The organism is Vibrio floridensis (assembly GCF_021852965.1).
Lineage (GTDB): Bacteria > Pseudomonadota > Gammaproteobacteria > Enterobacterales > Vibrionaceae > Vibrio > Vibrio floridensis.
Genome location: NZ_JAKGCY010000028.1, coordinates 1 through 7,070 on the forward strand (window position 1 = coordinate 1; position 7,070 = coordinate 7,070).

At 42.1% G+C, this 7,070-nt stretch carries 9 protein-coding genes; all 9 read right to left on the reverse strand.

The genetic code is table 11. The features are described from left to right. Positions 1–588: 588 nt before the first annotated feature. Entirely contained in the window at positions 589–1,035 is a 447-nt protein-coding gene (locus LZU85_RS19830; RefSeq protein ID WP_029817141.1) for a GNAT family N-acetyltransferase, read from the reverse strand. A gap of 736 nt (positions 1,036–1,771) precedes the next feature. Then, on the reverse strand, positions 1,772–1,957 hold the full coding sequence (locus LZU85_RS19850) for a hypothetical protein (RefSeq protein WP_237288300.1): 186 nt from the start codon (positions 1,955–1,957) through the stop codon (positions 1,772–1,774). Between the two features lie 145 nt (positions 1,958–2,102). Then, complete coding sequence (locus LZU85_RS19855; RefSeq protein WP_225456582.1) at positions 2,103–2,600, reverse strand: DUF2867 domain-containing protein; 498 nt, start codon at positions 2,598–2,600, stop codon at positions 2,103–2,105. A gap of 144 nt (positions 2,601–2,744) precedes the next feature. After that, entirely contained in the window at positions 2,745–2,990 is a 246-nt protein-coding gene (brnA, locus tag LZU85_RS19860) for a type II toxin-antitoxin system BrnA family antitoxin (protein WP_000643598.1), read from the reverse strand. Next, positions 2,977–3,243, reverse strand: a complete 267-nt coding sequence (locus LZU85_RS19865; protein WP_000589156.1) for a BrnT family toxin — start codon at positions 3,241–3,243, stop codon at positions 2,977–2,979. The genes brnA and LZU85_RS19865 overlap by 14 nt, the downstream gene beginning before the upstream one ends. 650 nt (positions 3,244–3,893) lie before the next feature. Next, positions 3,894–4,391 carry a DUF2867 domain-containing protein gene (locus LZU85_RS19880; RefSeq protein WP_103193717.1) on the reverse strand — a complete coding sequence of 166 codons (498 nt, stop codon included), beginning with the start codon at positions 4,389–4,391 and terminating at the stop codon, positions 3,894–3,896. A 136-nt stretch (positions 4,392–4,527) separates the two neighbouring features. Further along, on the reverse strand, positions 4,528–5,139 hold the full coding sequence (locus LZU85_RS19890) for a LysE family translocator (protein ID WP_237288302.1): 612 nt from the start codon (positions 5,137–5,139) through the stop codon (positions 4,528–4,530). 682 nt (positions 5,140–5,821) lie between these two features. Then, a complete protein-coding gene (locus LZU85_RS19905) occupies positions 5,822–6,328 on the reverse strand; it encodes a GNAT family N-acetyltransferase (protein ID WP_237288304.1) in 507 nt (168 codons plus the stop codon). Positions 6,329–6,469: 141 nt separating this feature from the next. Further along, on the reverse strand, positions 6,470–6,895 hold the full coding sequence (locus LZU85_RS19915) for a hypothetical protein (protein ID WP_045596070.1): 426 nt from the start codon (positions 6,893–6,895) through the stop codon (positions 6,470–6,472). Between the last annotated feature and the right edge of the window lie 175 nt (positions 6,896–7,070).

Consider the following 7,070-nt stretch of genomic DNA (forward strand, 5'->3'; position numbering starts at 1 on the left):
GCTCATTGCCTGCGTCAGAAAGATGGTAGTTATTCTAAATTCAATGCTCAGAGATGGCTGTATGTGGAATGCAGATAGCGCCAAAAATTAACTATTGACGCCATAGTCTCTTGTTATGCTTAAGCTTCAATGGGTTACGTTTTACTCGAAACAAGATTAACTCGACTTTGATTTACAAACAAAAGCCAAAACGTAGAAAACCGAAATGACTCATAGTTTTAAAATCGGACTTTGAAATTTGGCCGCTAAAACTCAAAAACCTAAGATTAAATTGCTGATTGAGCCAGCCGCCCTAACCTCGCACTTACACTGTAACCGAATGAGGCAACTCTCAGAATTTTTAGCGCCCAAGAATTGGAGTCCAAAAACAGAGACCACTGAAGCCAACTTGCCGACAAAGCCAAAATTAGAAAACCAAGAAAAGGCACAAGCTATTGATTTTACGTAATTAAACATAACGCCGCGTTAAGGGGTGAACAACGCGATGCCACCCAACTTAAACCATTGTGCCATAAACACAAAAGCTAAGCTTTGAACCAAAACTGCCATGCGTTGAGAATCCCTCTTAAACGCTTTGTTATGTGCGTACTAAAGTTGTACGTACAATCTCAGCATGTCTTTGTGTTGAATACCATTTTCATAGATTGGCTCTGGATAATTCAGCAAAAAGTAATCTTTGACGATTGAGTCAACCCGAAAGCCAAGACGCTGATAATAAGTCAGTTGATAGCCAAAGGTGCCTGTACCCAGTTCAACACGTGAGATTCCCTTACTTGATAACTGAGACAGAACCGACTTAAGCAATTCAGAACCAACACCTTGACCTTGTAACTTTGGATATACAGAGACATTGAATATCTCAGCAAGACTATTGGTTTGTAGCTTCACTATGCAAGCAGCTAAAACACGCCCATTATCTAGTGCAGCGAAGCACCATGAATCGGATAAATATGAAGAAATACTCGCTTCAGAAGGATCGGCTTCAAGCAGCAAATCTAGCGGAATCTGGCTACTTTTGACTTCGATATATTGCATTTTTCCTCCAAGCACATAACGCCGCGTTAAGGGGTGAATGCCGCATAAAACAAGTTTCCGCAGACCACTTTCACCACCAAAACTCACTGCAAACCAAAAATGCCACGCGGCATGAATCCCTCTTAAACGCTTTGTTATGTTTAAGACTCAAAGGGTTAAGTTTTACGATACCAAGAGCTTAACTCGACTTACCTTTGCACACCAAAACCATAGGCTAAAAAACTGAATTAACTCATAAAATTGATTGAATTTGCATTGAGTCTCAGCGTGAGAAACGAGAGCTGAAGCTCTAACTTTAAAACTGAGTAAGCTGCACTCACCTCACCCAAACACTGCATTTCAATGAGGCAACTCTCTGAATTTTTAGCGCCCACGAATTGGAGTCCAGAAAACAGCAACCACTGAAGTTCACTTGCCGACAAAGCCAGAATTAGACAGCCAAGAAAAGATGCAAGCAACTGATTTTACGTGATTAAACATAACGCTGCGTTAAGGGGTGAATGCCGCCTAAACCAAGTTTCCGCACACCACTTTCACCGCAAAAATCACCGCATACCAAAAATGCCACGCGGCATGAATCCCTCTTGAACGCCTTGTTATGCTTAAGCTTCAATGGGTTACGTTTTGCTAGAACCAAGATTAACTCGACTTTGATTTACAAACAAAAGACAAAACGTAGAAAACCGAAATGACTCATAGTTTTGAAAATCGGACTTTGAAATTTGGCCGCTAAAACTCAAAAACCTAAGTTCAAAGTTTTGATTGAGCCAACTTCCCTAACCTCGCGCTTACCCGAAAATTGACTGAGGCAACGCTCTGAATTTTCAGCGCCAAAGAATAAGTGTCCGGAAAACAACGCCCAGTAAAGCTGACTTGCCGACGAACCCGAAACTAACAAGCCGAGGGAACAAAGAAAAAGCATAAACCACTGATTTTACATGATTAAGCATAACGCCGCGTTAAGGGGTGAATGCCGCCTAAACCAGCTTTCCGCAGACCACTTTCACCACCAAAACTCACCGCATACTAAAAATGCCACGCGGCATGAATCCCTCTTTAACGCTTTGTTATGCCTGTGCCAAAGTTTTCAATGAGCTTGGGACAATAACTTTATGGATAGGCGCTACGACAAGCATGTATGCTTTGCCAAACAAGTTGTGGACATGCACTACCGTTGTCGCATGAACTGTGACTTTGTCACCTTTCACGTCCAGTAGAAACGACACTCTCACATCAAGATGCTTATCGCTGTCCTCCAGAACAATTTCATGCGCTTCGTTACTTACGAGCGTGAAAATACCTATGCGATCGCCTACTTTGACGTTATCTACACCGGCCTCCAAAGTGGTATCCTGAAATCGACCTAAATGCTTCAGGCCAAACATGGATACAATACGGTTTCTCATTTCCATTAACAAAGAAACCCAGCGCGGTGTTTGCTTGGCGATTTCAAGATAAACATCGAAAGCTGTCTGATTCGTATATGGGATCTCACGAGAAAAGCTGTCAGCAAAATAAGAGCCTTGCGCGTAACCATAAAGCTTGGAATGCTTTGGGATACTCATGTATTTCTCCTAAAAGGCATAACGCCGCATTAAGGGGCGAACAACGTACAAAAGCACTTAATGCATAGCAAATTCATCACAAAAACAAACGCATGGCAAAAATGCCACGCGTTGTGAGTCCCTCTTAAATGCTTTGTTAGCCGTTTATCTCACACTTGAATGATGAGATACGCTCTCTAACCTTTCTGCCAACCAAATTTTAATGATTGATTGACGTGTTACACCAATACGACTCGCTTCTCTGTCCAAGGACTCAAGCATCCAGGCTGGAAAATCTACATTGACTCGTTTTTGCTTATGCATCGGTCTTTTAGCTTGCGATAGATCCAAATCCATTACGATATCATCGTCGTCACTTTCAAACTTGGCATCAAATTCATGCGCTTTCATAAAGGCTTACCTCCGCTTTCCGTGAACGCCGAACCGAGATGATCCTGATATTCGTACCTCGGTAGGTAATTACTCCTGACCAATGCTTACCGTTTAGTAAGCCGACAACCAAATATCTGGGCTCATCACTCGTGTTTGCAGGGATCTCGATAAGATCTGAATCATTCCACAACCCTTGAGCTGTATGAAAATCAATACCGTGCTTTTCGAGATTACTTCTGCTTTTGTTTTCATCAAATTCAAATTTAATCATGAGTAAAAATTACACCCTTTTTACTCATTAGGCAAACTTTGTTTATTGATGACGGCTAACGCCGCGTTAAGGGGTGCAGGCACGCAATACAAAAGCTACCGCACAGTGCCGTAACCACTGAACCTAACGCAAACTGAAAATGCCACGCGTGCCAAATCCCACTTTAACGCTTTGTTATGCTTAAGCTTCAATGGCTTACGCTTGACCAGAACCAAGATTAACTCGACTTTGATTCACAAACAAAAGACAAAGATTAGAAAGCCGAAATGAATCATAGTTTTGATAATCAGACTTCGGATTTTGGCAAAACTGGCTTGGAGTTTAAAAACCAAAAATGGATTTCTGATTGAGCCAACCGCCCTAGCCGCGTAGTTGCTCAAGAATTGATTGAGGCAATTCTCTGAATTTCTAGCGCCAAAGAATAAGAGTCCGAAAAACAGCGCTCAAAAAAGCCGACTTGCCGACAAACACAAAACTGAAAAGCTGAGGGAACAAAGAAAACCATAAACCACTGATTTTATTTGATTAAGCATAACGCCGCGTTAAGGGGCGCAGGCACGCAATACAAAAGTGACCGCATAACACCTTAACCACTAAACACAACGCAAATTGAAAATGCCACGCGTGCCAAGTCCCTCTTTAACGCTTTGTTATGCCTGTGCCAAAGTTTTCAATGAGCTTGGGACAATAACTTTATGGATAGGCGCTACGACAAGCATGTATGCTTTGCCAAACAAGTTGTGGACATGCACTACCGTTGTCGCATGAACTGTGACTTTGTCACCTTTCACGTCCAGCAGAAACGACACTCTCACATCAAGATGCTTATCGCTGTCCTCCAGAACAATTTCATGCGCTTCGTTACTTACGAGCGTGAAAATACCTATCCGATCGCCTACTTTGACGTTATCAACACCGGCCTCCAAAGTGGTATCCTGAAATCGACCTAAATGCTTCAGGCCAAACATGGATACAATACGGTTTCTCATTTCCATCAAGAAAGAAACCCAGCGCGGTGTTTGCTTGGCGATTTCAAGATAAACATCGAAAGCTGTCTGATTCGTGTATGGGATCTCACGAGAAAAACTGTCAGCAAAATAAGAGCCTTGCGCGTAACCATAAAGCTTGGAATGCTTTGGGATAGTCATGTATTTCTCCTAAAAGGCATAACGCCCGCTTAAGGGGCAGCCAACGCCACTACCAACTTGCTGCATAACATCGTAATCACAAAAGCCAACGCATGGTAAAAATGCCACACGTTGGCTGTCCCTCTTGAAGCGTTTGTTAGGCTAACTGTTCGGTAATTTCGCTAGCAACTGGAACAACTGACAAGACCAGTAACCCTGACATTACATAGTTAAAAGCAGATCTGCTTCTTGGGCTATTGAGCGCATTTTTTAGCATAGAACCAAACATTAACCACACACCTACACATGGAAACGAAACCAAGAAAAATGTTGCTGCTATCATTAAGTTTTGGCTAAAGAAGCTAGCCCCTACCGTTGTAAACGCAGCTATTGCACCTGTAGCGACCACCCAAGCTTTGGCATTTACCCACTGAAAGAGTGCGCCTTTCATAAAAGTAAATGGTTGAGATTGTTCACTTGATTCAACTTTACCCGCGGAACGCGCAATAAGGTAAGCAAGGTATAACAAATAAAGTACGCCAACACACTTGATGATTAAGTGTAGGCTAGGAAACGTTACGAATAACTGCGCAAAACCAAGACCTACAAGCAGAAGCATAACTGTAAAACCAACACAAATACCTGTAAGTAGAGGTAAGCTTTTCTTCACGCCAAAATTCAGCCCCGATGTCATGACCATAATGTTGTTCGGGCCGGGAGTCACTGAAGATGAAACGGCAAACAAAACAACAGCATAGAGGTGTTCCATGTAGCATTCCTTGTTTATCAATTCCTAAAACCTACACATGGGGTCTGTTCAAAGAATAATCAAGCGTTCGGTTGGTAGCCTAACGCTGCGTTAAGGGGTGAATGCCGCATAAACCAAGTTTACGCAGACCATTTTCACCACCAAAACTAACCGCATACCAAAAATGCCACGCGGCATGAATCCCGCTTGAACGCCTTGTTATGCTTAAGCTTCAATAACTTACATTTTACCTAAACCAAGATTAACTCGACTTTGGTTCACAAACAAAAGCCAAAACGTAGAAAACCGAAATGACTCATAATTTTTTAAATCAGGCTTGGAAATTTGGCTGCTAAAACTCAAAAACCTAAGTTCAAAGTTCTGATTGAGCCAACTGCCCCAACCTTGCGCTTACGCGAAAACCGATTGAGGCAATTCTCTGAATTTCCAGCGCCAAAGAATAAGTGTCCAGAAAGCAGCGCCCAATGAAGCCAACTTGCCGACTAACTCGAAACTAATCAGCCGAGGGAACAAAGGAAAATCATAAACCACTGATTTTACGTGATTAAGCATAACGCTGCGTTAAGGGGTGAATGCCGCATAAACCAACTTACCGCAGACCACTTTCACCAGCCAAAATCACCGCATACCAAAAATGCCACGCGGCATGAATCCCACTTAAACGCCTTGTTATGTAACAATTTTACGCGTATTTGTAGACATGATCTGCGTACAAATGACCACCAATTTCATAAGCTTGAGGCACTATCCTATCGAGCACAAAACCCACTTTTGTAAGTACCTTTTCGGAACCAATGTTGCCCTCGGTAACAATTGCACTGTATTTATCGATGCCGAACTCTGACATTGAATAATTTATGAGAGCTTGCAGTGACTCTGTACCATACCCGAGTCCATGATATTCGGGCAAAAACATAAACCCAACTTCAGCAACAGAATCGTTAACACAAAAACCTGTTATACCTACTGCTTTGTTCGTTGTGAATTCGACAACAACTAAACATAGCCAATGCTTCGAATCTACAAACCAAGGTGCTAATCGAGATTTAAATTTACTCTCAATTTCTGACTTTGGCAGTTCATCGAAACAAAGCGAAATAACACTAGGATTCGTATGGAGTTGCAGAAATAAAGACCAGTCATTTTCCGATAATGGCTTCATCCGCAGCCTTTCAGACATTATTTCCATTTAGCCGGACTCTCCTTGTTACATAACGCTGCGTTAAGGGGTGAATGCCGCATAAACCAACTTTCCGCAGACCACTTTCACCACCAAAAATCACTGCATAACAAAAATGCCACGCGGCATGAATCCCTCTTGAACGCCTTGTTATGTTCGCGCTTTTTTCACTTCAGAGTAAAGTAAAAAGGTATGAGTAATCGTCAAAGCAATAAACAAAAGTGGAATAAACAACGAAAATACTGATATCAAAATGTACATTTGTGACATCACTAACTTTTCTATGATCCCTTCGCTATGGGTCCAACCTGCAGCATGGCCATCCGAAAATAAGCCAAACGAGCCATAATAGTAGAGTAAGTACATCAATACAGACTCTTTCCAAAAACCTCTCTGCATATATTTGACCGAGAAATGAGATACTCCAAACGCCAAAAAACCACCTAATCCAATAAATATAAAGTCAAAAGGATACTTAATGGCTGTTGTGAGAAAGGCTCCTCCAGAAACCGTTACCGCAATAACGAGACCCATAATAAATGTAACAATCGCATTGGTAATTTTGATTTGATCCATATGTCCTCCGCAAGGAAGGAGGCATTATGAAACAACACGCAACACTTAGAGCACCAAAATGCGTAAAACTCGGTCGACTTCAATGTTTGGCTGCGAGAACATAACGCTGCGTTAAGGGGTGAATGCCGCATAAACCAGCTTTCTGCAAACCACTTTCACCACTAAAACTAACCGC

Bases quoted from the DNA above. Each gene is read 5' to 3' on its own strand.
- LZU85_RS19830 (WP_029817141.1), bottom strand. From the start codon at position 1,035: ATGCAATATATCGAAGTCAAAAGTAGCCAGATTCCGCTAGATTTGCTG.
- LZU85_RS19850 (WP_237288300.1), bottom strand. From the start codon at position 1,957: ATGCTTTTTCTTTGTTCCCTCGGCTTGTTAGTTTCGGGTTCGTCGGCA.
- LZU85_RS19855 (WP_225456582.1), bottom strand. From the start codon at position 2,600: ATGAGTATCCCAAAGCATTCCAAGCTTTATGGTTACGCGCAAGGCTCT.
- brnA (WP_000643598.1), bottom strand. From the start codon at position 2,990: ATGAAAGCGCATGAATTTGATGCCAAGTTTGAAAGTGACGACGATGAT.
- LZU85_RS19865 (WP_000589156.1), bottom strand. From the start codon at position 3,243: ATGATTAAATTTGAATTTGATGAAAACAAAAGCAGAAGTAATCTCGAA.
- LZU85_RS19880 (WP_103193717.1), bottom strand. From the start codon at position 4,391: ATGACTATCCCAAAGCATTCCAAGCTTTATGGTTACGCGCAAGGCTCT.
- LZU85_RS19890 (WP_237288302.1), bottom strand. From the start codon at position 5,139: ATGGAACACCTCTATGCTGTTGTTTTGTTTGCCGTTTCATCTTCAGTG.
- LZU85_RS19905 (WP_237288304.1), bottom strand. From the start codon at position 6,328: ATGGAAATAATGTCTGAAAGGCTGCGGATGAAGCCATTATCGGAAAAT.
- LZU85_RS19915 (WP_045596070.1), bottom strand. From the start codon at position 6,895: ATGGATCAAATCAAAATTACCAATGCGATTGTTACATTTATTATGGGT.